Below are 18,484 nucleotides of genomic sequence, written 5' to 3'. Positions count from 1 at the left end.
CCCCATGGCCAGCAGAAGCTTGTGAGGGCTGGACTGTGGAAGAGGTCCAACTCTCCGATCTTCTTGCTCGACCACTTACGGATTTGGGGGCAGGCCTCCGAAGCGGTGGGCGGGGATTGTTCCGGGGCGTGCCTTGTCGGCCGAATCCCGCGCCCCGGACGATCCGGTGTGAAGTTGGAAGGACTCTCATACCAAGCGGAAGCGGCAAGACCTGGCACCGGCCAGCCCTGACGCCCAGCCGGACCCATGCACGCCCGCGCACGTCTACCTTCGGACTAGACGGAGCCTTCTTTAAAGGCGCAAGTGAAATAAACGCTTGCTCTGAAAATCAATCGCTTAATCCAAATATGCGAGTCGTCGACGCTTGCCGACCAATCAGGCCTATGTAACTCTAAATCGTAGACCAACCTGCGAGTCAAGGGGGAGCAATGGCGGGCGTAATGCGTACGACGGTATTGAATGAAGCAGCGCTTGCCGCGCTCCGAGCTCAGCATGAAGCCAATCCCTTCATTCGCCAGCATGGGGAAAGCGCAGCTAGTGCGAATGCGCGGACCGTGTTCGATGTGGTTGTTGATGCGGGGCGCTTTGCGCCCCGCTCCTCTCAAGACATTCCGTTAGGCACAACGCAGCGATCCGTGACGCGAGGCGGACTATCTTGGGTAGTCACCGAGCAGAGATGGAATAAGTTCAATAACCTTCTCTCGCTTTCCTATCTACAGGATACTGCCACGCGAGTATGGCCAGGTCAGTTGCTGCAAGCTGGTCCTTTGACTAGGGGAACCACGGCCGAAATACCAATCGCTGAACGCGCGCCCGGAACTCTTGAAATCACGACGAACTTCAAGCCAAAAAACAAGGCGGCCGGGCCGGTGCGTCAGTATCGGCATCTTGAAAGGCCCTCCTCAGCCAGCGCCAACGAGGCGGTGCGCGAGATCCTTCACGCAGTCGATCCAGACGGCTCATCTGGACAGGTCGCGGCAGACTTTGAGCGTGTACACACAATCCGAGAGACATTTCTCAAGCTCGGAGTTGACGTCCGCGCCGCGACTTACAACGTCAAGCTTGATGCTTCCGCCGACGTCAATCTCGACTCGACTACCCTGATGTTCTGGTTGCGTCAAGTCTTCTACTCAGTCACCTTCACGCCAGACTCTCCGCCGCCGGGCGGATTATTCACAGGAAAAGTCAAGGGCGGCGATCTCGCACCTTTCACCGAACCGGTGAATGGTGGGCCGCCGCTCTATGTCTCGAAGGTCGACGTCGGCCGCGCTATGTACATCACTGTCAAGGCAGATACTTCTCGACAAGAACTAAAGTTGGCTCTCGAAGGCGGATGGGGAGCTGTCGTGGCCGGCGGGAAGGCCGCCTTCGAAGGGCGAGCGAAAGAGATCCTAGAGAGGTCTGAAGTGAGGTTCTATGCCACCGGCGTGATGTCGATGGGGGCGCCGTTCGAGCTTCTGAATCCAGCAGAAGATCTGCCGAGATTAATCAACGAGGGGTTGAAAGTCTCGGTCGACAACCCTGGTGAGCCTATAAGCTTCTCGGCAAACTATTTGCTTGACAATGACGTAGCAGCGATAGGAATGTTTGCTGACTACGTTGAGCCCGTCAGTGCCACTCTGCCCGATTACCACACAACGCTACCGATACCGGTCTGGGATGGGGTGAATGGTGGCACCGTTGCTACGGAGATACTCGTCGCCCCAGGTGACAAAGTTGAGATTATCGGTTCGGGTCGAACATCTTCCGGAGTATTCCTGGGTCCAGATACGGGTCCGAACGGGTGGTCCGGTTGGCTCGCGCCGGCTGACTGGCCGCTCCCCGGCGAAAATGTGCATTGCCTCACCGCGCGTTTCGGTGACAATGACCCGTTCAAAGTAGGTGATTACTGGTCGGGGAACAGTGGATCCACCGCAGTTGAGCGACTCGTCCTGGGTATAAATGACAACGATCCCAGCAATGGAGACCCAAGGAAGCAGTTCGGCGCGACGATTCACGTGTACCGTGGCGAGCCCGCCAGCGCAAGAATTTATCTCGCTTGACCAACTCATGAGTCGGGCAAAAGCAGTTGGGGTTCGCTACCAGGGGCTCGGCAAAGTCGTATGGTGCCCGGCACGGCACCCGACAAGGGGGTTAGCGCAACCGCCTTCGCAGGGCCGGAGATAGGGGTGGAATCCCCTCGTCTCCGCCCCAAGGCGATGTCTGAGGCGACGTCACTGGGCCTCCGGGAAGCCCAGTGAATCGAACACGTCTTGTGGGGCGCCGTGGAGGAGTTCGCGGAGGCTGAGGTTCAGGGCGGCGCAGAGCTGTACGGCTTCTGCCAGGGTGACGCGGCGGGTGCCGGATTCGAGGTTGGTGACTGTGGCGCGCGGCCAGCCCATCTCGTCGGCTAGGTCTTCTTGGCGTAGTCGGGTTCTGGCGCGAGCTGCGCGCACGTTGCCCGCAATCAGCGCGTCCATCTCTTCCGGCTTCACGTTGCCGATCTTGCCCGCTGGCATCGGCTGACGTCATGGCGAAGAACACGACGTGATGTACCTCAAGTCGCCTAGAGCAATCCTCTGTAAACGCCAAGTAGGATAATCTCACTCAGTGTCTGAAAAATCGACACAAAGTGAAATGGCCGAACGGGGGCGCACCATGGACAGACCTGATCCCGAGCACCTGGACCATGCGATCCGATGCGAGGCGTGCTTTCTGCGGGATGAGATCCGGCAAATCCTCAGCTCGACGCGAGCGCCGGCCGAGAAGCTCCGGGCTGTTCAACTGGCTCTTAGCCCGCCACCGCCTCTACGGGTAGCGGTGCTGGATGCTCGCGGCTGGCCTGTGCTCGTGGCATCGAGTGGACGCGACGATCTGGAGTGTCATCGGTGAGCGGCGACCATGCGGCCGAATACGCACCGGACTGGCAGTACGGCGTAGTGCATTGGCTTGCGCTAGTTGAGGAGCCGCTTTTGACCCAGGTTCGGCCTGCGGGGGATGGGTGGGTGCTGAATACGGACATGGGCGATGGCGGCCATGTGGTGACGGTGCCGACTTGGTCTGACGGATCGATCGTCCAACACGGCATCTACTGGCGGCGAAGTTCGCCCGGTATGGCCGGCTGGATGCCCAAGGCTCACGTTCAAGAGTGCCGCCGGCCATGGTGGCTGGGCAGCAAGGTGCCGGACCGAATCCTCAGGTCACAAGGCAAAACCATGGGGTAAACCATGGGCCGGAGAGACGCGAAACCGCAGGTCGATGCTCTGACCTGCGGTTTTGTAGGCCCCGTCGGACTCGAACCGACAACCCGCGGATTAAAAGTCCGCTGCTCTGCCAATTGAGCTAGAGGCCCTGGGTGTGTGCTGGGGACAGTCTGTCAGGTGACGGGGGTGGGGCGCGAATGGGTTGGGGGTAGACCAGTGCGTCGGGTGGTTTCGGAGGGTGATGGAAAGGTCACGGGTGGTTGAACCGGATGGGGTGGTGGGTCGTTCTTCGGGGGTGAGGGCATCGCCGCCGGCCGACCAGCGGTGGTGGTGCGTGAACCCGTCCCGTTCACCGTGAGGAGCAAGTGATGAGTGTGTTGGAGCGCTGGCAGGATCAGGTACTGGCCGTTTTCAGGATTGTGGTGGGGTTTCTGTTCGCCACCCATGGGGCCGCCGCGTTGTTCGGGGTGTTGGGGGCGAAGCAGCCAGAGGCGCTGGCGTGGCCTGGTTGGTGGGCTGCGGCGATTCAGTTTGTCGGTGGGGCGTTCGTGATGCTCGGGTTCGGGACCCGGTACGCCGCTCTGCTGTGCTCGGGGTCGATGGCCTACGCCTATTTCACGGTGCACCAGGCCGACGCGTTGTTGCCGGTGCAGAACGGTGGGGAGAAGGCGGCGTTGTTCTCGTTCGCGTTCCTGTTGATCGCGTTCCTCGGTTCTGGGGCCTGGGCGCTGGAGCGGCTGCCGGTGTTCAAGCAGCAGGAGGCGCGGCAGTTGGCAACTGCGACTGAGTGACCCCTGGGGAGCCGGAGGATGATCACCCCAACGAGTCGACAGGAGTGCCGATGGCCGACGACCGCGCGGCGCTGCTGCGGGAGCTGCACGACGTGCATGCGCCTTCGTTGTGGCGGTTCGTCGTCCGGCTGACCGGGGATGACCGGTTCGCCGAGGATGTCGTTCAGGAGACCCTGCTTCGGGCGTGGCGGCGCCCGCAGATCCTGACCGAGGACGAGGCGGGTGCACGGGCGTGGCTGTTCACGGTGGCGCGCAATCTCGTCATCGACGACCGGCGCAGCGCCCGGGTCACCCGGGAGGTGGCCAGCGACGAGCTGCCGGAAAGGCCGAGCGCCGACCATGCGAACGCAGTACTGGACGCGTGGTTGGTGGCGGACTCGCTGGCTCAGTTGTCGCATGATCATCGGCAGGTGATCGTGCGCGCGTACTACGGCCGGCGCACAGTCACCGACATCGCCGAGGAACTCGACATCCCGGCCGGCACGGTGAAGTCGCGGCTGCACTACGGGCTGCGGGCGTTGAAGCTCGCGCTGCAGGAGAGGGGGGTGACGAAGGAATGAGTGACCCGTACCGGGAATGGGACGCGGCGTACCTGCTCGGGGCCTTGTCGGCGAGCGATCGGCGCGCCTACGAGGAGCACTTGCGTACCTGCCCGGACTGTTCGGCGGAGGTGGCGTCGCTGGCCGGCGTACCCGGGACTCTGGCGGTACTGCCGGAGGACCGGGCGCTGGCGACGATCACCGCTCCGCCGCCGAACCTCCTGCCGGGCCTGGCGCGCACTGTGCAACACCACCGGCGGCGCAAGCGATATCGGCTGGCTGCGGTGGTGGCGGGTGTCGCCGCCACCGCAGCCGTGGCTGGTGTGGTCGTGTCCGGCACTCTGGGGCAGGAGGAGCCGACCAGCGACACCGTGGTGCTCGCGCAGACGGTGGCGAGCAAGCTGACTGCCGACGCTCGGCTGGTGGACGAGCCATGGGGTACGACGATCGAGATCAGCTGCAGGTACGAGGAACTGGCGACGCCGAGCGAGCGGGCCCGCGGCTATGAGCTTTACGTGACTGACGAGTCCGGTAAGGCGACACTGCTGGCGAGCTGGACGGCGGCACCCGGTACGACGGTGAAGCCGGCCACGACGACCAAGCTGCATCGCAACCAGATCAAGGGCCTGGATATCCGGGGAGCCGAGTCGGGCCGGGTACTGCTGGCCGTCAGCTTTTGATTGACCACGGAGCGAAAGGGCACCGGTGACGCATGAGTGATTGGTCGCTCGAGAGGCTGGTCAATCTAGGCCCCGGCGTTCAGCCATGTGCGCTGGGGCTGCCGCATTCCGGGCATAGGCCGAGGAATTTCCGCAAATCTGTAACGCCACGAGGGTGACGAACGATACACCCTGTGTAACGCCACTGAGGATCCCGCTCCAGGTCAACCGCCCGAAGGGCCTGGAGCGGGGTTCTCGTCTGTCGCTCGAGGCGCCCCGACGTCGTTACAGACGAAAGCCCCCGGATGCTCCCGGGGGCCTTCGTGCTTCCTCTCCTAGTTACCTACGACGCTCGCCCAGCCGGTCGGTCCGACTCCGGCAGCGCGATCCGGTCCGCCGGCAGGCGTTCCGTCCGCTCGATGCCGTCGTCGCCCTCGTACTGCACCACGCCGATCCATCCCGTCTCCTCGTGCTCGCGGCCGATCAACCAGCCGCGCCGCCACTGCTCGTCCACCCGGACGATCACGTGGCTGGGCAACGAGAGACGAGACACCAGCTCGGTGTCGGGCTCGAACTCAGTCATGGCCGAAGGCTAGGCGGTTTCACCGACAATTGCAGATCGAAGGCGTGTTCCGGTCTCACGATCTGGAGAGTAGGTCCAGCATCACACCCGCAGGCAGACCGAAACCTTCCATCGAACCAGTCACCTTGAGCGCCCGCCCGCCAGGGATTCGCGTCACCCACCCTTGCCGCAAAGCATGTGTGCACAAAGCCGCGCCGGTCGCGCCGGCCAGATGAGGCCGCCGCTCGGTCACATCAAGACATGACCGTACTGCGGGCCGCCCACGTCGCGCTTCGACCACAACGCCAAGCTCATCGAGCCAATTGACGCCTGCGGGGGTGAGGGCGACTCCACTCGACCAGTCCAGCAGACCACGGTCCGTCATCGCATCCGTCAGTGCGACTCCGAGCCGCCCGGCGAAGTGGTCGTAACACGTGCGAGCGCGGGCGAACGCGCCCCGCTTCGACGCGCCGGACAGGTTGGTCACGTCTTCTGTCCGGCGAGGAGCCAATGCAGCAAGGTCTTCCAGCAACTCGGCAGTGTCCGGGCCGGCGAGTTTCACGTACCGGTGGCGTCCCTGTCGCACCTCGGTCAGCAGTCCGCCATCGACCAGCAGGTTGAGATGTTCGCTGATCGTCGGCCGCGAAACCCCAGCCCGCTTGGCGAGTTCGGTCGCTGTCCACGCGCGCCCGTCGAGCAGCGCGAGGCACACCGTCGCCCTGGTGGCGTCAGCCAGCATCTTGGCCCACGCGGCCAGCTCGTGGCCTTCCATCGACGTGTTCACACCGACATCTTGCCTCGCCGACACTTCGGCGCCCACCTAATCAACCCGTTCCTAGGGTCGGCTTCATGACGCATCTGACGATCGAACCGTCCATCCTGTACGTCGGAACGCCGGTCGAGCTGGTCAGTACGGAGAACGAGGACGGCACCTTCAATCTCGCACCAATGTCGTCCGCCTGGGCTCTCGGCGACATCGTGGTACTCGGCTTCGGTGCGGTCGGCCAGACAGCGCACAACCTGCAGCACCGGCCGGAGCTGGTGATCAACTTCCCCTCGCCGGATCTCTGGCCCGCCGTCGAGCGCATCGCCGGGCTGACCGGTCGCCACCCCGTTCCGGACCACAAGGGTGATCGGTTCCGCTACGAGCCGGCCAAGTTCGAGGCGGCTGGGCTGACTCCGGTGCCGTCCGAGCTGGTCGGCCCACCGCGCGTCGCCGAATGTCCATTGCAGTTCGAGGCCGTTGCCGCTGACATCCGATTAGATGCTGGTGGCAACTTCTTCGTCGTCGAGGCGCGAGTACTCCGGGTGCACGCCGACGCGCGCATCGTCGTACCGGGGACCTCGTACGTCGATCCGGCGCGGTGGTCGCCGTTGATCTACAACTTCCGCCACTACTTCGGTCTCGGTGCGCAACTAGGTGAGAGCTTTCGCACTGAAACTCCTAAGTCGACTGATGGAGTGCTTCGATGAACGTGGTGATCGCGCCGCATGGTTCGTCGTCGGTTCGTGTTGCGGCGTACACGGTTCGGGTCGGCGGATCGGCCAGGTCTCGGACGACGAGGTCGGCGCGTAGGGCGGGGACGACGAGCCCCGGGACCAGCATCACGCCGTACCCGGCGGCGACGAAAGCCTGCTTGCCGAGCCAGCTGCCGCATTCGATGTCGATCCGTGGCGCGAACCCGGCCTTGGCGCAAACGCTCGTCAGTACTGCGGCCGCGCCCGCGTAGTCCTCGACCCAGCTGTCCTTCGCAAGCTCGGCAAGCTCGATCACCGGACTGTCGGCCAGCCGGTGATCGGCCGGAAGCGCGACGTGGAGCTGGTCGTCGAGCAGGTGGGTCACGGTGAGCCCATCCGCGGCGGGGAGGCCAGGCGGATAGTCGGTGATCACCGCGAGGTCGATCGTGCCATCGGTCAGCCGGGGGATCAGATGCGGAGTGACGTCTTCGGTGAAGGTCACCCGAGCGTTCGGTCGCTCGAGGGTGAAGGCAGCCAGCGCAGACGGCAACAGCTTCGCGCTCGCGGTCGGTACCGCGCCCACGCGCAGCGGCCCCGGCCAGCTCTCGGCGGATTCGACATCGGCGACGGCCCGGTCGACCTGGGCGAGGATGCCGATCGCGTGGGTGACCAGGATCTCCCCAGCCGCGGTCGGCTCGACGCCGCGCGCGTGCCGCCGGAGCAGTGGCCGCCCGAGCTGCGTCTCCAGCCCGGCGAGTTGCCGTGAGACCGCCGACTGCGTATAGCCGAGGTGCTCGGCGGCGGCGCTGATCGAGCCGAGGCGGCAGACCTCGCGGAAGGCTCGCAGCGGAGTCAGTTCCATCCTCGCAAGGTATACCCGTGACGCATGGCAGGGCTGCGGAGTATGCGCTGGTGCGATGGCCGGCCGGGGGTGAGGATGGAGGCTCATTCCGAGGAGGAAAGTCTTGAGTCAGCTCTCTCACCTGAATCCTGAAGGTGTCGCTCCGGGTAACGGATACAGCCATGTCGTGACCGGGCCCGGTCGGTGGGTCGCGATCGCTGGGCAGGTCGCATTCGATGCCGATGGCAACCTGGTCGGTGTGGATGACGCCGGTGCGCAGGCGCGGCAGGTCTTCGCCAATCTCGAGCGCTGCCTGGCCGCGGCCGGGGCGACCTTCGCCGACGTGGTGAAGCTCAACTTCTACGTCACCGACATCGCTTTCCTGCCGGAGGTCCGGGCCGCACGGGACGCATACATCGACACCGCGAGCCCACCCGCCAGTACTGCGGTCCAGGTGGTCGCGCTGTTCCGCCCCGAGGCCCTGATCGAGATCGAGGCCTACGCGGTCGTCTAGCGCAGTTGGTCGACGGCGAGGCGGGCCGCCTCGCCGATGGCGGCGTCGACGCGGGGGAGGCGGTAGTCGCCTCGTGCGGCGTGGGCGAAGACAGCGACGGCGTACGCGTCGCCGCCGGGCATCACAACCACCCCGACCTCGTGCCGCAATGCGCCAAAGGTCCCGGTCTTGCCCGCGACGCGCACGCCGTCGTACGGGAAGCCCGAGGCGAGTCGTTGCGAGAACACCTGCTGCTGCATGAGCCTCTGGGCGAATGCCGTCTGCTCCTCCGACAGCAGCCGCCCAGACCACAGCGACGCCAGTAGCGTGGTCATGTCTCTGGCGGAGCTCGCAGACATCCCGGCAGCGTCGTACATGCCTACTGGATCCGTCTGGTCGTTGTCAGCCAGTACTGCGAACGCAGCGTCGACGTCGCTCGTACCTGTACGCCGCCGCAACTCGCTGAGGTTGCCCGCGGCCCCACGGCGTACTCGCGTGTGCTCCAAGCCGAACGACTGCAGTAGCTGGGCCAGGCGATCCACACCGACCCTGTTGAGCAAGGCGTCCGCGGCGGCGTTGTCGGACACAGTCATCATCGACACGGCCAGATCGCGGAGCGACATCGTGACCGGGTCTTGGAGGATCGACAGCCCGGTTGCGCCTGGGATGCGGTCCTCCGGGGCCAGGGTGACCTGCTCGCGAGGGTTGAGCTCCTGCGTGTCGATCAGGTGGCAAAAGGCGGCCAGCAGCGGCAGCTTGTAGACAGAGGCGATCGGTACGACGACGTCTGGGTCCAGGGCGACTGTCTGGTCCGGGTGGTCCAGTGAGACCGCGTGGAGCCAGCCGCGGGCGCCGGCGTCGTCGAAGGTCGCGCGGATGCGGGCGCTCACGGTTCCGCCAGTGCTTCGGTTAGCTGCGCCATGACCTCGGGCGGGAGCGCGTTCGGAGTACGGGGCTGAGGCCAGACGAGTCGTAGGCGCACTGGGAGTGGGTCGTCTATCAGGCGATGTCTGCCGACGCCTGCGGCCTGCAATGAGTCGTCTGGAGTCACGACGATCGCCTGCCCAGCAGCAGCCATGGCTAGGCCAGCTCTGTCGTCGGTGACGACCACTGTGCCGCCGCCGGGTCTATGGAGGCCCAGCGTGTCTAGGAACAGGTCTCTGGCCGCAGGAGCTTCCGCACGCGGCCGCACGGCTACTGGAAGCCCGTCGAGCTTGCGGAGAGGCAGTGGCTGGCCGTCGTCGGGGTGGAGGGACGTCGGCACCAGTGCCCAGCTCCTGAGGAGAGTCACCGGCCCCGCCTGGAGCCCGTCCAGTACGGCCGGATGCAGTACTACGGCCAACCCGAGGCGGCCGCTGGAGACCTGGCCGACTAGGGAGCTGGTCGGTGCGGAGGTGACGGTGACCCGGCTGCCGTGGACAGCTTCACCACAGGCGGCGGCCACTGCGGCGCCGACGGACGCAGGGACCTCAGGCGCCAGCCCGAGGCGGATCTCCGGGCCGTCGGGGTCCTGGGCGATGGCGGCGTCGTGGAACTCGTCGATAGCGCTCAGGGCGCGACGGGCGTAGGGGAGCAGGGCGACGCCGGCTGGGGTGAGCTCGACGCGCCCGAGGCCGCGCTCGAACAGCTTGGCGCCGACCATCGCCTCCAGCCGCCGGAGGCCTTGCGAGAGCGGCGGCTGGGTGATGCCGATGACCCGGGCCGCGTCGCCGAAGTGCTGCTCGTCGGCCAGCGTGACAAAGATCTGCAGATAGCGCTCAGTCAGCATGACCCAGCTGACCTGCACCGATATCACCAGGGGATCGCCACATGTGTAAGAGCATATTCGACATAGCAGAGCCGCCTCGCCTTGACTGATGGTCCGGAAGGATCGAACGAAGGAGAAGGCGTGACTCAAGGTCGTGGCAAAGCGGTAGGGAGTGTGGGGCGGCGCGGGCTGCTGGTGGGGGCTGCGGCGACTGCTGCAGGCGCCGCAGGCGTGGTGAGCTTGCGGGCAGCCGGCGCCGCCACCGATGCCGACCGGACGGTGGCGGTCGACCGGAAGCCAGTGGTGATGACCTGGTGGGGGAATCACGCGTGGGAGATCAGGTGTGGCAAGTACGTCGTACTGACTGATCCCTGGTTGACGCGGTTCAAGACCGGGACCTACACGCCCGCGGGCGCTGATCCGGCGACGAAGGTGGTCAGCCAACCCGAGGTGATCGATCGGTATGTGAGCCAGGCCGACGCGATCCTCGTGCACCACGGGCACTACGACCACCTCCCCGACGTGCCCTACATCGCGCGGAGGACCAAGGCGACAGTGCTCGGCAACGAGACGCATCTCAACCTGCTCCGGGCCCTGCGCGCACCGGCGGACCAGCTGTCTCAGGTGAGCGGCGGCGAGTACCTGCCGTTCGACGGCTTCACCATCGAGGTCTTCAGGTCGGTGCACTCCTGCGGCGGCAAGCGGCACCAGTTCGCGTACCCGGGGACGCGGCCAGGCGCCGTACCGCCGAAGCCGCGGACGATCGCAGACCTGGTCGAGGGGGGCACGCTCGCCTACGTGATCACCATCGGCGGCCTGCGCATCCTCAGCCTCAGTACTGCGGGTTTCGACCCGGTCTCGTTGCGGGACCTGCAGGTCGACGTGGTGCTCGCAGCGCCGGGCGGCGAGCCGGGCGTCACCGACCGGCTGCTCCAGACGATCAAGCCGGTGAAGACCGTGATCGCCACCCACTGGGACGACTTCGATCAGCCACTGGACAAGCCCGCGGTCGACTGGGGCGGGCTGAGCAAACTCCGCGCTTCAGTCGAAGCCACCGGTTCAGCCTTCACCGTGGTCGATCACCTGCAGTCGATCACGCTGTAATCCCTCTGCCGGCCGTCGCCGGGGCCAGGCGGTAGCCGTCGTGAGCGGAGAACTCCGCAGCCAAGGCAAACCGATCCCCCCGTACTACGGTGTGGCGCCACTCGAGCTTGCGCCCCTGGGCGTGCCCAAGGCGGTTGATCGAGAAGGCGGCGGCGTCGGCCGGGCAGTGCAGCAGTGCACGCTCTGCCGGCGTCGGGTTGACCGCACGGATGTCCTCCCGGCCGTGGTCGAGCCGGAGCCCAGTGCGCTCGGCCAGCTCGTTGTAGAGGCTGGTGTGGCTGAAGTCGGCGTCCAGGAGTCCTTCGGCCAGTGAAGCGGGCAACCAGACGCGGTCCAGCGCCAGCGGCTCGTCTCCTGCGAACCGTAGTCGCTCCAGGTACACCAGAGGGATCGAAGCCTCCAGGTCCAGCCGGGTGGCGATCACCCCGTCAGCCCGGACATCCAGAGCCCGTACGACGCTGTGCTGCGCCAGGCCGGACGCCTCTACTGACGAGAAGAGGCTGTAGAGCGCACCCATCGGCTGCAGGATCTCCGGAGAGGTAGCGACCCGCGGCTGGCGGCCGCGCTCGGCGACGATCAGCCCGTCGGCCCGGAGCTTGCTCAGCGCCTGGCGGACCGTGTGACGGCTGACCTGGTACTCCTCGACCAGCGCGAGCTCCCCGGGGAACAGGTCGTCGAACTCGCCGGCCCGCAGGCGGCGTACCAGTTCCTGCTGCAGCTGCTTCCACAGCGGCTGCCCGCCACTGCGATCCAGCTTGCGCTCGCTCATCCGGACCTCTCCAGTCGATGCCGTCTTGCCAAATGTCCGGTCATCTCTTAACTTAAATGTACGCACATTTTAGTCAAAGGGGATCCGGGTCTGTGGTGCACGTTGAGGTTAGGTCACCCGCTGTGGTGACTGCGGAGCCTCCGCACTTCATTGAGCGGGTCCCTGGTCTATTGGTGGTTCTAGCGCTGGCGGCCGCGGCGGTGCCGCTCGGGCGGTTGGTGCCGGTGATCGGCGGCCCGGTGTTCGGGATCGTGCTCGGCGTCCTGGCCGGAGTGCTCGTCCCCGCGTTGCGCGGGAGCTGGTCGCGGCCGGGCTACGAGTTCGCCTCCAAGACGCTGCTGCAGCTGTCGATCGTCGTACTGGGGACTGGGCTGTCCCTCCAGCAAGTGGTCCGGGTCGGTGGCGATTCGCTGCCCGTGATGCTGGGGACCCTGGCCGTTGCGCTCGGCGGAGCATGGCTGTTCGGCCGGCTGCTCGGAGTACGCGGCGACACCCAGACGCTGATCGGAGTCGGTACTGCGATCTGCGGCGCGTCGGCGATTGCCGCCGCCACCGCCGCGATCGGTGCGAAGCGGTCGTCGGTGGCGTACGCGCTGGCCACCATCTTCACCTTCAACGTGGTCGCGGTGCTCGCGTTTCCCCCGCTCGGCCACTTGCTCGGCCTCGGCCCGGAAGCCTTCGGCCTATGGGCCGGCACTGCGATCAACGACTCCTCGTCGGTCGTTGCCGCGGGCTACACGTACAGCCAGGAAGCCGGCGACCAGGCGCTGGTCGTCAAGCTCACCCGCTCGCTGATGCTCGTCCCGATCGTGATCGGCCTGGTCATCCTCAAGTCCCGCCGATCCCAAGGTGATCATTCGCCCTCTTTTCACCCTTCAGGCGAGGCGGCGAGGGTGAAAAGGGGGCGAATGACCAGGTTGCCGTGGCGGCGGATGGTGCCGTTCTTCCTGATCGGGTTCCTGGTCGCGGCCGCGCTGCGGAGTGTGGGCTTGGTGCCGCAGGCGTGGCAGGAAGGCTTGTCGCTGGCCGGGACCTATCTGATCACCTGTGCGTTGGTTGCCATCGGCCTCTCGATGCGGCCGGGTGAGCTGCGCAAAGCCGGCTGGCGGCCGCTGGCGCTGGGGGCATTGCTGTGGGTGTCTGTAGCACTCAGCAGCCTCGGTCTGCAACTGCTCACCGGCACGCTCTGAAATAAGAAACCTGAAATACCAAATCCCGGGACAGGGCTGGTAAAAATCCCTTCGTAAGTCTTATCTTGCAGATTCCCGGCCCTGCCGGGCCGGGTATCGACTGACGGCGCCCCCCGTCACGATCGCAAGGAGTACACCATGGTGGAAACTACCCAGCGCGAAGCCTGGATCGCCCCTGATTTCCTGGAGTTCGAGACTCCGACCGAGGTCACTTCCTACGCGGCACGAGTCGACTGACACCGCCGGCGGAGGCCCCAGCGGGCCTCCGCCACCCTCGATTTCCCCTGACGAGTTCCGTCACACGGCGACAATTGCCCGCCGGGTTCCATTTGTGACGTTCCATTGTGGGTGAAACGGTTGCGGAGGCCGCGCGTGTCAACGATGAATGCCGACGAATTCACCGCCGCATTACGCGGGCTGTCGTACCGGTACTGGGGAACGCATCCGTTCCACCGGCGCCTGCACGCCGGCGACCTGGACGAGCGGGAGTTGCGGCTCTGGGCCGCCAACCGCTGGTACTACCAGAGCATGATCCCGCAGAAGGACGCGGCGATCATCAGCAACTGCCCGCTGCCGTACGTCCGGCGCCAGTGGCTCGACCGCATCGTCTACCACGATGGCAAGACCGGTCTGGACGGTGGACTCGAGCGCTGGTTGCGCCTGTGCGAGGCGGTCGGCCTGACCCGCGAGGAGGTACTCGACCAGCGCCACCTCGCGCCCGGCGTACGGTTCGCCGTCGACGCCTACGTGACGTTCGCGCGCACGAAACCCTGGGTGGAAGCCGTCGCCTCCGGTCTGACCGAGATGTTCTCCGGTCATCTGATGAAGCAACGCGTGGTGGACATGCTCACGGCGTACGAGTGGATCCGGGCCGAGGATCTGGCCTACTTCACCAACCGGATCGACGCGGTGTCCGGCGAAGGGCAGGCGACGCTCGACCTGGTCGTCGAGCACTGCGTCACCCGCGAGCAGCAGGTCGCCGCGATCGCCGCTCTGTCCTTCAAATGCGACGTGCTCTGGTCCATGCTCGACGGGATCGAGCGAGCGGCGGCCAAGCAGTGAATGCGAGCGGCAGTCAAGCAATGAAGCCGCGGCTCAAGCGTGGCGTGCGGCTGACCTACGACCACACCAGGGATCTGCAGGTGCTCCTCTACCCAGAAGGCGTCCTCGTCCCCAACCCGACCGCGACCGCGATCCTCCAGCTCTGCGACGGCGACACCACCGTCGACGAGATCACTCTTGCCTTAAGCAACCAGTACGACGGCGTCCAGGCGCAGCAGGTCGTCGATGTCCTCACCCGGCTCGCCGATCGACAGGTGGTGGAGTGGTCATGACGGAAGCACCTCTCGGGCTGACGGCGGAGCTGACCCATCGCTGCCCGCTGCATTGCCCGTACTGCTCCAATCCGTTGGAGCTTCTGCAACGCGATCAGGAGCTGACAACCCAGCAGTGGAAGGAGATTCTCACCCAGGCGCGCGAACTCGGCGTGCTCCAGGTGCACTTCTCCGGCGGCGAGCCGCTCGGCCGGCCTGATCTCCCCGAGTTGATCGAGCACACCGCGGACCTCGGCGCCTACGTCAACCTCGTCACCAGCGGCCTCGGACTCACTGAGCAACGGCTCAACACCCTGGTCGACAAAGGTCTGGCACACATCCAGCTCTCGGTCCAGGCAGCCGACGCCGAGCGGGCGAACAAGATCGCCGGTACCCGCGCCCACCACCACAAGCTTGTCGCCGCCGAGCTGATCAAACGCACCGGCCTCCCACTGAGCGTCAACGTCGTCCTGCATCGCGCCAACCACGATCAGCTCGAAGGCATCATCGCCCTCGCCGAGCAGATGGGCGCCGACCGACTGGAACTGGCCAACACCCAGTACTACGGCTGGGCGCTGCGCAACCGCGACCAGTTGATGCCGACGAAGGAGCAACTCGCGGCGGCGCAGCCCGTGGTACGGGCGGCCATCGATCGGCTGAAAGGGCGGATGCAGGTCATCTATGTCGTCGCCGACTACTACGAGGAGTATCCGAAGCCGTGCATGTATGGCTGGGGTGCTCGCCAGCTCACTATCGCGCCGGACGGGACGGTGCTCCCGTGCCCGGCCGCGAGCGCGATCGAGACGCTGAACCTCGACAACGCGACCACCAAGTCGTTGCAGGAGATCTGGTACGGCTCGGAGTCGTTCAACGCGTATCGCGGCGAGGACTGGATGAGCGACACCTGCCGGAGTTGTGACCGGCGTGGGATCGACTTCGGTGGTTGCCGCTGTCAAGCGTTCCTGCTGACGGGTGACGGCGCCGCGACCGATCCAGTTTGCAGGAAGTCGCCGGACCGCGAGCTGGTCGACCTGATCCTGCGGACGCCAGTCAAGCCGGCCGAGTTCAAGCCGGCCGAGTTCGAGATGCGCCGATGAAGGCGATCCTGCTCGGGACTGCCGCCGGCGGCGGTTTCCCGCAATGGAACTGTGCCTGCCCGACCTGCTCCGATCCGGGACTGTTGCCACGCACCCAGGACGGCCTGGCGATCAGTGCCAACGGCAACGACTGGTACCTGGTCAACGCCTCACCGGACATCCGGGCGCAGATCCTTGCCAGCAAAGAGCTTCGCGCCGGGCCGGGGCCGCGGGAGACACCGATCAAGGGCGTGTTCCTGACCGATGCCGAGCTGGATCACACGCTCGGCTTGATGATGCTGCGCGAGTGCGCCGGGCTCGAGGTGCACGCGCCACCGGCCGTCCTGCAAGCGTTGCGGGACGACTTCGCAGTACGGCCGATGGTGAGCCGGTACGGCGCCTGGACCTGGTCGACGGTGGGAGCCGACCAGCTCCTGGCCGGCTTCCGCGTCAAGGTGCTTGCTGTCAGCAACAAGAGACCGAGGTACGTGACCAGTACGACCGGCGATCCGTGGGTGGTCGCGTACCGGTTCGAGGATCCGGCGACCGGCGGCGTGCTCGTCTATGCGCCCTGCCTGGCGACTTGGCCGGATGGCTTCGACGAGTTCGTGGACGGCGCGACGTACGTAGTACTGGATGGCACTTTTCACGATGCCGGTGAGATGTCGGACAAGGCTGAGGCTGCCGCAAAGGCGCAGACCGTGATGGGGCACCTGCCGATCGAGGCCAGCCTGGAGCGCATCCGCAAACTCAGCGCGGTCCAGCCCGGAACGGCCTGGGCCTACACGCACCTCAACAACACCAACCCCGCCCTGGACCCGGCGACTTCGCAGTACGCCGGAATCCGGGCGGCGGGCGTCAAGGTCCCACCCGACGGGACCGTGTTGGTGCTATAGAAAGGCTACTTCTCGTACGCCGCGGCGCGGGTCTGGATGGCCTGGATCCGCGGGACATCGAGTTTGTTGCCGCGGTCGAAGCGGTAGATACCGTTCTCTTCCTGGAAGACGTCGGTCAGTTGCGTGTAGCAATAGCCGAACATCAACGGGTTGTCGAGCAGCACGTCGACCAGCCCGGTGAAGCGGTCGTAGAAGTCGGCCTCGTCCTTCACTCGTTGCCCATAGCCCCAGGACTGGGTGTTGTCCTTGCCGGAAGCCTGCACGGCTTCCGGATTCCACCAGATCCCGCCGAACTCGCTGCAGAAGTACGGCTGCCCGCTGTAGTCCTGCGAGATCGGCCGCCCTTCAGGCCCACCGGTGTTCCCGTACGGCGTACCGTCGGCGAGGCCGGCCATCTGCCGGCCGAACTCGACCGGGTCCTGCTCGTAGTTGTGCGAGTCCCAGATGTCCGTCTCCGGCACCCGATGCGAGTAGCCCGAGGCGTCCAGCACCGGCCGGGTCGCGTCAGCCGCCTTGGTGGCCAGGAACATCGCCCGGGTCACGTCATCGAGCTGGGTGATCCGGTCGTGCAGCAGTTGGTGCGTCTCGTTCAGCGGGCACCAGCCGACGATCGACGGGTGGTTGTAGTCGCGCTCGACAGCTTCCAGCCATTGCGTCACGAACGATGCGGACGGCTGCTGGTTGTTGTCCCGGGTGCCGTCGGCAACTGATCCACCCCAGTCGCCGAATTCGCCCCAGACCAAGTAGCCAAGGCGATCCGCGTGGTACAGGAAGCGCTCTTCGAAGACCTTCTCGTGCAGCCGCGCTCCGTTGAACCCGGCGGCCAGGCTCATCTCGATGTCGGCAACCAGTGCCTCCTCGGACGGTGCCGTCATCAGGCTCTCGGGCCAGTAGCCCTGGTCGAGCACGAGCCGCTGGAAGACGTGCTTGCCGTTGATCAGCACTGCCTGGCCGTTGATGGCCACGGACCGCAGTCCGGCATAGCTGTGGGCCGTGTCGACGATGTTGCCATCGGCATCGATCAGCTCGACCCGCACGTCGTACAGGTGAGGATCGACGGTGTCCCAGAGCCGGACGCGATCGTCCGGTACTGCGAGGACGAGTCGCGGAGCCAGATCCAGGTCCGCCCGAACCGCCGCGGCCGCGACCTCACCGGCCGCGTCGGACAGTACGGCGCGAACCCTCCAGCCGGGCTTGTTGGCCGAGATCGGCACCGACAGATGGAAGCAGGAGCCCGCGACGTCAGGAGTGATCCGCGGCCGGTCCAGATGCACCGACGGGACGGCCTCCAGCCACACGGTCTGCCAGATCCCGGTCGTCCGGGTGTAGTGGCAATCGGCATTGAAGAACGGCTGGGACTGCTTGCCACGCGCCTGTACGCCGTACCGGCTGTCTCGCGCGCGGACCACGATCGTGGCGTCCTCGCCCGCTGCGGCGACTCCGCTGAGCGATGCGCTGAACGGTGTGAAGCCGCCGCGGTGCCGGACCACCTCGACGCCGTTCACCCAGACGGTAGCGTCGTGGTCGACAGCCTGGAAGTGCAGCACGGCGTCGTTGCCGGCCCAGTCGGCGGGGATGGTCACCGTCGTGCGGTACCAGACCGCCTCGAGGAAGTCGACGTCCTCGATGCCGGACAGTTGCGACTCCGGCGCGAACGGCACGGTGATCCGCTCGGCCAGGTCGCGGTCGCGAAGGCCGCGCTCCAGGCCGGAGTCGGAGCGGTCGATCTCGAACTGCCACTCACCGTTGAGGTTGAGCCAGTCGGGACGGGTGAACTGCGGCCGGGGATGCTCGGGGCGGGGCTGAGGGCTGGGCATCGAGGGCTCCCGATGAGCTGGAGGGATGCGGTCGCAGACGACAGTAC

General features: G+C 65.8%; 21 protein-coding genes and 1 tRNA gene. 13 read left to right on the top strand and 9 right to left on the bottom strand.

Annotated features, from left to right (window positions below; translation table 11 throughout):
• Positions 1 to 428 precede the first annotated feature (428 nt).
• Positions 429 to 2,042: a thiol-activated cytolysin family protein gene (locus A3ES_RS52595; RefSeq protein ID WP_083933484.1), complete on the top strand. Its 1,614-nt coding sequence runs from the start codon at positions 429 to 431 to the stop codon at positions 2,040 to 2,042.
• A gap of 171 nt (positions 2,043 to 2,213) precedes the next feature.
• On the opposite strand, the gene A3ES_RS47335 is transcribed toward A3ES_RS52595, so the two are convergent.
• Entirely contained in the window at positions 2,214 to 2,498 is a 285-nt protein-coding gene (locus A3ES_RS47335) for a helix-turn-helix domain-containing protein (protein WP_020387847.1), read from the bottom strand.
• 760 nt (positions 2,499 to 3,258) lie between these two features.
• Positions 3,259 to 3,331: transfer RNA gene (locus A3ES_RS0115990), tRNA-Lys, on the bottom strand.
• A gap of 219 nt (positions 3,332 to 3,550) precedes the next feature.
• On the opposite strand from A3ES_RS0115990, the gene A3ES_RS0115985 reads away from it, so the two are divergent.
• Genes A3ES_RS0115985 through A3ES_RS0115975 form a run of 3 tightly spaced genes read left to right on the top strand, consistent with a single transcriptional unit; the run spans position 3,551 to position 5,192 of the window.
• Positions 3,551 to 3,973, top strand: coding sequence for a DoxX family protein (locus tag A3ES_RS0115985; protein WP_020387845.1), 423 nt, complete (start codon positions 3,551 to 3,553; stop codon positions 3,971 to 3,973).
• Between the two features lie 50 nt (positions 3,974 to 4,023).
• A complete protein-coding gene (locus tag A3ES_RS0115980) occupies positions 4,024 to 4,533 on the top strand; it encodes a sigma-70 family RNA polymerase sigma factor (protein ID WP_020387844.1) in 510 nt (169 codons plus the stop codon).
• Entirely contained in the window at positions 4,530 to 5,192 is a 663-nt protein-coding gene (locus tag A3ES_RS0115975) for an anti-sigma factor family protein (RefSeq protein ID WP_020387843.1), read from the top strand. Before A3ES_RS0115980 ends, A3ES_RS0115975 begins: the two co-directional genes overlap by 4 nt.
• Before the next feature lie 322 nt (positions 5,193 to 5,514).
• On the opposite strand, the gene A3ES_RS0115970 is transcribed toward A3ES_RS0115975, so the two are convergent.
• Both A3ES_RS0115970 and A3ES_RS0115965 read right to left on the bottom strand, forming a co-directional pair.
• Positions 5,515 to 5,754 carry a hypothetical protein gene (locus A3ES_RS0115970; RefSeq protein WP_020387842.1) on the bottom strand — a complete coding sequence of 80 codons (240 nt, stop codon included), beginning with the start codon at positions 5,752 to 5,754 and terminating at the stop codon, positions 5,515 to 5,517.
• Positions 5,755 to 5,809: 55 nt separating this feature from the next.
• Entirely contained in the window at positions 5,810 to 6,517 is a 708-nt protein-coding gene (locus A3ES_RS0115965; protein WP_051084730.1) for an ArsR/SmtB family transcription factor, read from the bottom strand.
• 65 nt (positions 6,518 to 6,582) lie between these two features.
• Between A3ES_RS0115965 and A3ES_RS0115960 the strand changes: the two genes are divergently transcribed.
• Positions 6,583 to 7,206 (top strand): flavin reductase family protein, encoded by a 624-nt coding sequence (locus tag A3ES_RS0115960; RefSeq protein ID WP_020387840.1) that lies wholly within the window; start codon positions 6,583 to 6,585, stop codon positions 7,204 to 7,206.
• Here A3ES_RS0115960 and A3ES_RS0115955 read toward each other — a convergent pair.
• Positions 7,178 to 8,053, bottom strand: coding sequence for a LysR family transcriptional regulator (locus A3ES_RS0115955; protein ID WP_020387839.1), 876 nt, complete (start codon positions 8,051 to 8,053; stop codon positions 7,178 to 7,180). The two genes, A3ES_RS0115960 and A3ES_RS0115955, sit on opposite strands and share 29 nt — an antisense overlap.
• A 103-nt stretch (positions 8,054 to 8,156) precedes the next feature.
• Between A3ES_RS0115955 and A3ES_RS0115950 the strand changes: the two genes are divergently transcribed.
• Positions 8,157 to 8,546: a RidA family protein gene (locus A3ES_RS0115950; protein ID WP_026162910.1), complete on the top strand. Its 390-nt coding sequence runs from the start codon at positions 8,157 to 8,159 to the stop codon at positions 8,544 to 8,546.
• Here A3ES_RS0115950 and A3ES_RS0115945 read toward each other — a convergent pair.
• A complete protein-coding gene (locus A3ES_RS0115945) occupies positions 8,543 to 9,415 on the bottom strand; it encodes a serine hydrolase (protein WP_020387837.1) in 873 nt (290 codons plus the stop codon). The genes A3ES_RS0115950 and A3ES_RS0115945 overlap by 4 nt on opposite strands.
• Complete coding sequence (locus A3ES_RS0115940; RefSeq protein WP_026162909.1) at positions 9,412 to 10,293, bottom strand: LysR family transcriptional regulator; 882 nt, start codon at positions 10,291 to 10,293, stop codon at positions 9,412 to 9,414. The genes A3ES_RS0115945 and A3ES_RS0115940 overlap by 4 nt, the downstream gene beginning before the upstream one ends.
• A gap of 120 nt (positions 10,294 to 10,413) precedes the next feature.
• Between A3ES_RS0115940 and A3ES_RS0115935 the strand changes: the two genes are divergently transcribed.
• Positions 10,414 to 11,376 carry an MBL fold metallo-hydrolase gene (locus A3ES_RS0115935; protein WP_157630545.1) on the top strand — a complete coding sequence of 321 codons (963 nt, stop codon included), beginning with the start codon at positions 10,414 to 10,416 and terminating at the stop codon, positions 11,374 to 11,376.
• Here the strand turns inward: A3ES_RS0115935 and A3ES_RS0115930 are convergent.
• Positions 11,366 to 12,145 (bottom strand): GntR family transcriptional regulator, encoded by a 780-nt coding sequence (locus A3ES_RS0115930; protein ID WP_020387834.1) that lies wholly within the window; start codon positions 12,143 to 12,145, stop codon positions 11,366 to 11,368. The genes A3ES_RS0115935 and A3ES_RS0115930 overlap by 11 nt on opposite strands.
• Before the next feature lie 125 nt (positions 12,146 to 12,270).
• On the opposite strand from A3ES_RS0115930, the gene A3ES_RS0115925 reads away from it, so the two are divergent.
• The 6 genes from A3ES_RS0115925 to pqqB all read left to right on the top strand — a co-directional run bounded on the left by A3ES_RS0115925 (position 12,271) and on the right by pqqB (position 16,620).
• Complete coding sequence (locus A3ES_RS0115925) at positions 12,271 to 13,335, top strand: YeiH family protein (RefSeq protein WP_237744970.1); 1,065 nt, start codon at positions 12,271 to 12,273, stop codon at positions 13,333 to 13,335.
• Between the two features lie 138 nt (positions 13,336 to 13,473).
• Positions 13,474 to 13,572 carry a pyrroloquinoline quinone precursor peptide PqqA gene (gene pqqA / locus A3ES_RS0115920; RefSeq protein WP_020387832.1) on the top strand — a complete coding sequence of 33 codons (99 nt, stop codon included), beginning with the start codon at positions 13,474 to 13,476 and terminating at the stop codon, positions 13,570 to 13,572.
• 144 nt (positions 13,573 to 13,716) lie between these two features.
• Positions 13,717 to 14,397: a pyrroloquinoline-quinone synthase PqqC gene (pqqC, locus tag A3ES_RS0115915; protein WP_020387831.1), complete on the top strand. Its 681-nt coding sequence runs from the start codon at positions 13,717 to 13,719 to the stop codon at positions 14,395 to 14,397.
• A 20-nt stretch (positions 14,398 to 14,417) separates the two neighbouring features.
• Positions 14,418 to 14,669 carry a pyrroloquinoline quinone biosynthesis peptide chaperone PqqD gene (gene pqqD, locus A3ES_RS0115910; RefSeq protein WP_020387830.1) on the top strand — a complete coding sequence of 84 codons (252 nt, stop codon included), beginning with the start codon at positions 14,418 to 14,420 and terminating at the stop codon, positions 14,667 to 14,669.
• The gene (pqqE, locus tag A3ES_RS0115905) at positions 14,666 to 15,745 is read left to right on the top strand and encodes a pyrroloquinoline quinone biosynthesis protein PqqE (protein WP_020387829.1); all 1,080 of its coding nucleotides are present in this window, start codon (positions 14,666 to 14,668) and stop codon (positions 15,743 to 15,745) included. The genes pqqD and pqqE overlap by 4 nt, the downstream gene beginning before the upstream one ends.
• Positions 15,742 to 16,620 carry a pyrroloquinoline quinone biosynthesis protein PqqB gene (pqqB, locus tag A3ES_RS0115900; protein WP_020387828.1) on the top strand — a complete coding sequence of 293 codons (879 nt, stop codon included), beginning with the start codon at positions 15,742 to 15,744 and terminating at the stop codon, positions 16,618 to 16,620. The genes pqqE and pqqB overlap by 4 nt, the downstream gene beginning before the upstream one ends.
• 5 nt (positions 16,621 to 16,625) lie before the next feature.
• On the opposite strand, the gene A3ES_RS0115895 is transcribed toward pqqB, so the two are convergent.
• Positions 16,626 to 18,437: a glycoside hydrolase family 2 protein gene (locus tag A3ES_RS0115895; RefSeq protein WP_020387827.1), complete on the bottom strand. Its 1,812-nt coding sequence runs from the start codon at positions 18,435 to 18,437 to the stop codon at positions 16,626 to 16,628.
• Between the last annotated feature and the right edge of the window lie 47 nt (positions 18,438 to 18,484).

The sequence above is a fragment of the Kribbella catacumbae DSM 19601 genome (genome assembly GCF_000372465.1).
GTDB classification, from domain to species: domain Bacteria; phylum Actinomycetota; class Actinomycetes; order Propionibacteriales; family Kribbellaceae; genus Kribbella; species Kribbella catacumbae.
This window is presented reverse-complemented; position numbering and strand designations above follow the sequence as displayed.

What these genes read in the sequence shown, in the direction of transcription:
- pqqD (WP_020387830.1), top strand. Translation starts at nt 14,418, where the DNA reads ATGAAGCCGCGGCTCAAGCGTGGCGTGCGGCTGACCTACGACCACACC.
- A3ES_RS0115930 (WP_020387834.1), bottom strand. Translation starts at nt 12,145, where the DNA reads ATGAGCGAGCGCAAGCTGGATCGCAGTGGCGGGCAGCCGCTGTGGAAG.
- A3ES_RS0115960 (WP_020387840.1), top strand. Translation starts at nt 6,583, where the DNA reads ATGACGCATCTGACGATCGAACCGTCCATCCTGTACGTCGGAACGCCG.
- pqqC (WP_020387831.1), top strand. Translation starts at nt 13,717, where the DNA reads ATGAATGCCGACGAATTCACCGCCGCATTACGCGGGCTGTCGTACCGG.
- A3ES_RS52595 (WP_083933484.1), top strand. Translation starts at nt 429, where the DNA reads ATGGCGGGCGTAATGCGTACGACGGTATTGAATGAAGCAGCGCTTGCC.
- A3ES_RS47335 (WP_020387847.1), bottom strand. Translation starts at nt 2,498, where the DNA reads ATGCCAGCGGGCAAGATCGGCAACGTGAAGCCGGAAGAGATGGACGCG.
- A3ES_RS0115955 (WP_020387839.1), bottom strand. Translation starts at nt 8,053, where the DNA reads ATGGAACTGACTCCGCTGCGAGCCTTCCGCGAGGTCTGCCGCCTCGGC.
- A3ES_RS0115975 (WP_020387843.1), top strand. Translation starts at nt 4,530, where the DNA reads ATGAGTGACCCGTACCGGGAATGGGACGCGGCGTACCTGCTCGGGGCC.
- A3ES_RS0115940 (WP_026162909.1), bottom strand. Translation starts at nt 10,293, where the DNA reads ATGCTGACTGAGCGCTATCTGCAGATCTTTGTCACGCTGGCCGACGAG.
- pqqB (WP_020387828.1), top strand. Translation starts at nt 15,742, where the DNA reads ATGAAGGCGATCCTGCTCGGGACTGCCGCCGGCGGCGGTTTCCCGCAA.
- pqqE (WP_020387829.1), top strand. Translation starts at nt 14,666, where the DNA reads ATGACGGAAGCACCTCTCGGGCTGACGGCGGAGCTGACCCATCGCTGC.
- A3ES_RS0115985 (WP_020387845.1), top strand. Translation starts at nt 3,551, where the DNA reads ATGAGTGTGTTGGAGCGCTGGCAGGATCAGGTACTGGCCGTTTTCAGG.
- A3ES_RS0115895 (WP_020387827.1), bottom strand. Translation starts at nt 18,437, where the DNA reads ATGCCCAGCCCTCAGCCCCGCCCCGAGCATCCCCGGCCGCAGTTCACC.
- A3ES_RS0115970 (WP_020387842.1), bottom strand. Translation starts at nt 5,754, where the DNA reads ATGACTGAGTTCGAGCCCGACACCGAGCTGGTGTCTCGTCTCTCGTTG.
- A3ES_RS0115980 (WP_020387844.1), top strand. Translation starts at nt 4,024, where the DNA reads ATGGCCGACGACCGCGCGGCGCTGCTGCGGGAGCTGCACGACGTGCAT.
- pqqA (WP_020387832.1), top strand. Translation starts at nt 13,474, where the DNA reads ATGGTGGAAACTACCCAGCGCGAAGCCTGGATCGCCCCTGATTTCCTG.